Raw genomic sequence first — 2,329 nt, 5'->3', positions numbered from 1 at the left:
CGGGTCGGTGACGGTGAGCCGTGCGGTGCGCGCGGTCGCGGCCTCGGCCCGGACGGTACGACCCCTCGCCTCCAGGGCGGCCGCGACGGCGGCGGCGATGCGCGCCATGTCCTCGGCGCTCTCGGTCGCGAGGTCGACATCCGTGTGCGGTCGCCGGAGGAGTCCGTGCGCCTGGAGCGCGTAGCCGCCGGCGAGGACCAGGCCGTGCGGCGCACCCGCCGTGACGGCGTCCGCGATCAGCCGCCGGTGGGGTTCGGGAAGGTTCACGGGATCCGCACTCTGCCGGAGGGAACGGGGTGGTGGAGACGGGCAGGGCCCGGAAGCCATGATGGCGTTCCGGGCCCTGATGTGTCGTACGAGCGCGACTCAGGCGGTCGGCTTCTCCTCCAGGCGGGGGAAGAGCACCGCGCCCTTGGTGACGGTGGAGCCGGCCGGGAGCCTGCCCCAGTCGCCCGCGTCCTGGACCCGCTGCTCGGCGAGCGCGCCCAGGCCGGCCTCGGCGCCCAGGGAGTCCCACAGCTTCTGCGAGGTCTCCGGCATCACCGGGTTGAGCAGGACGGCGACCGCGCGCAGCGACTCGGCGGCGGTGTAGAGGATGGTCGCGAGGCGGGCCCGGCCCTCCTCGGAGTCGTCCTTGGCCACCTTCCACGGCTCCTGCTCCGTGATGTAGCCGTTGACCTGCTTGACGAAGTCGAAGACGGCCAGGATGCCGCCCTGGAAGTCCAGCTCCTCGCCGATCTTCCGGTCGGCCTCGGCGACCGCCTTGGCCAGACCCTCGTGGACCGCCGTCTCCGCCGGGCCGTCGGCCGCCGCGGCGGGCAGGGCGCCGCCGAAGTACTTGCCGACCATGGCGGCCACGCGGGAGGCGAGGTTGCCGTAGTCGTTGGCCAGCTCACTGGTGTAGCGGGCGGAGAAGTCCTCCCAGGAGAAGGAGCCGTCCTGGCCGAAGGCGATGGCGCGCAGGAAGTACCAGCGGTAGGCGTCGACGCCGAAGTGCTCGGTGAGGTCCTGCGGCTTGATGCCGGTCAGGTTGGACTTCGACATCTTCTCGCCGCCGACCATCAGCCAGCCGTTCGCGGCGATCTTGCTGGGCAGGGGCAGCCCCTGGGCCATCAGCATGGCCGGCCAGATCACCGCGTGGAAGCGGAGGATGTCCTTGCCGACGAGGTGGACGTCGGCCGGGAAGGTCTCCTCGAACTTCTCCTGGTTCTCGTTGTAGCCGACCGCCGTGGCGTAGTTCAGCAGGGCGTCGACCCACACGTAGATCACGTGCTTGTCGTCCCAGGGGATCGGGATGCCCCAGTCGAACGTCGAGCGGGAGATGGAGAGGTCCTGGAGGCCCTGGCGGACGAAGTTCACGACCTCGTTGCGCGCGGACTCGGGCTGGATGAAGCCCGGGTTCGCCTCGTAGAGGGCGAGGAGCTTGTCGCCGTACTCGCTGAGGCGGAAGAAGTAGTTCTCCTCGCTGAGGATCTCCACGGGCCGCTTGTGGATGGGGCACAGCTTCTGGCCCGCGTACTCGCCCTCGCCGTCGAGGAGCTCGCCGGGGAGCTTGTACTCCTCGCAGCCGACGCAGTACGGGCCCTCGTAGCCGCCCTTGTAGATCTCGCCCTTGTCGTACAGGTCCTGCACGAATTCCTGGACGCGGTCCGTGTGCCGCTGCTGCGTGGTGCGGATGAAGTCGTCGTTCGCGATCTCCAGGTGCTCCCACAGCGGCTGCCAGGCCTCGGTGACGAGCTTGTCCGCCCACTGCTGGGGCGTCACCCCGTTCGCCTCGGCCGTGCGCATGATCTTCTGACCGTGCTCGTCCGTGCCGGTGAGGTACCACACCTTCTCGCCGCGCTGGCGGTGCCAGCGGGTGAGCACGTCGCCTGCGACGGTCGTGTAGGCGTGGCCCAGGTGAGGAGCGTCGTTGACGTAGTAGATGGGCGTGGAGACGTAGTACGCCTTCCCCGCCTGCTTCTCGGATCCAGTGGCCGCCATAAGGCGAAATCCTACTGGTCCCGGGGAGATGGCCTCACACGCGTTTCGGGGGGTGGACGCGGTCGTCCACCCCCCGGGCGCTTCGGTGCCGTGACGGGTTACGGGCGCCAGGTGGCGAGGACGCCCTCGTAGAGCTCGGTGTCCGTCAGTTCGCGGGGGGTGGGGCCCGCGTGGAAGAAGGCGGTGTTGGGGGTCTTCAGCTTGCGGAGGTAGTCGAAGGCCTTGTTGTCGAGTTCACCGAACGCGACGAAGGAGAAGAAGACCGTGGGGTGGGACTCGGCGGCGGCGGTCAGGGCCTGGGTCGCGGGGGTCTTGGCGTCCGGGGCGCCGTCGGTCTGGAAGACGA

At 69.6% G+C, this 2,329-nt stretch carries 3 protein-coding genes; all 3 read right to left on the bottom strand.

What is annotated here, in order from left to right; all coding sequences use genetic code 11:
- On the bottom strand, window positions 1–267 hold a 267-nt coding region (locus CCN72_RS26090; RefSeq protein ID WP_208638100.1), incomplete at its 3' end, for a nucleotidyl transferase AbiEii/AbiGii toxin family protein.
- Window positions 268–366: 99 nt separating this feature from the next.
- The gene (metG, locus tag CCN72_RS26085; RefSeq protein ID WP_085565699.1) at window positions 367–1,983 is read right to left on the bottom strand and encodes a methionine--tRNA ligase; all 1,617 of its coding nucleotides are present in this window, start codon (window positions 1,981–1,983) and stop codon (window positions 367–369) included.
- 98 nt (window positions 1,984–2,081) lie between these two features.
- Window positions 2,082–2,329 (bottom strand): VWA domain-containing protein (locus CCN72_RS26080; protein ID WP_143664201.1); only part of this gene is annotated, 248 nt, incomplete at its 5' end.

This window comes from Streptomyces murinus (assembly GCF_002154555.1).
Taxonomy (GTDB): Bacteria; Actinomycetota; Actinomycetes; order Streptomycetales; family Streptomycetaceae; genus Streptomyces; species Streptomyces murinus.
This window is presented reverse-complemented; position numbering and strand designations above follow the sequence as displayed.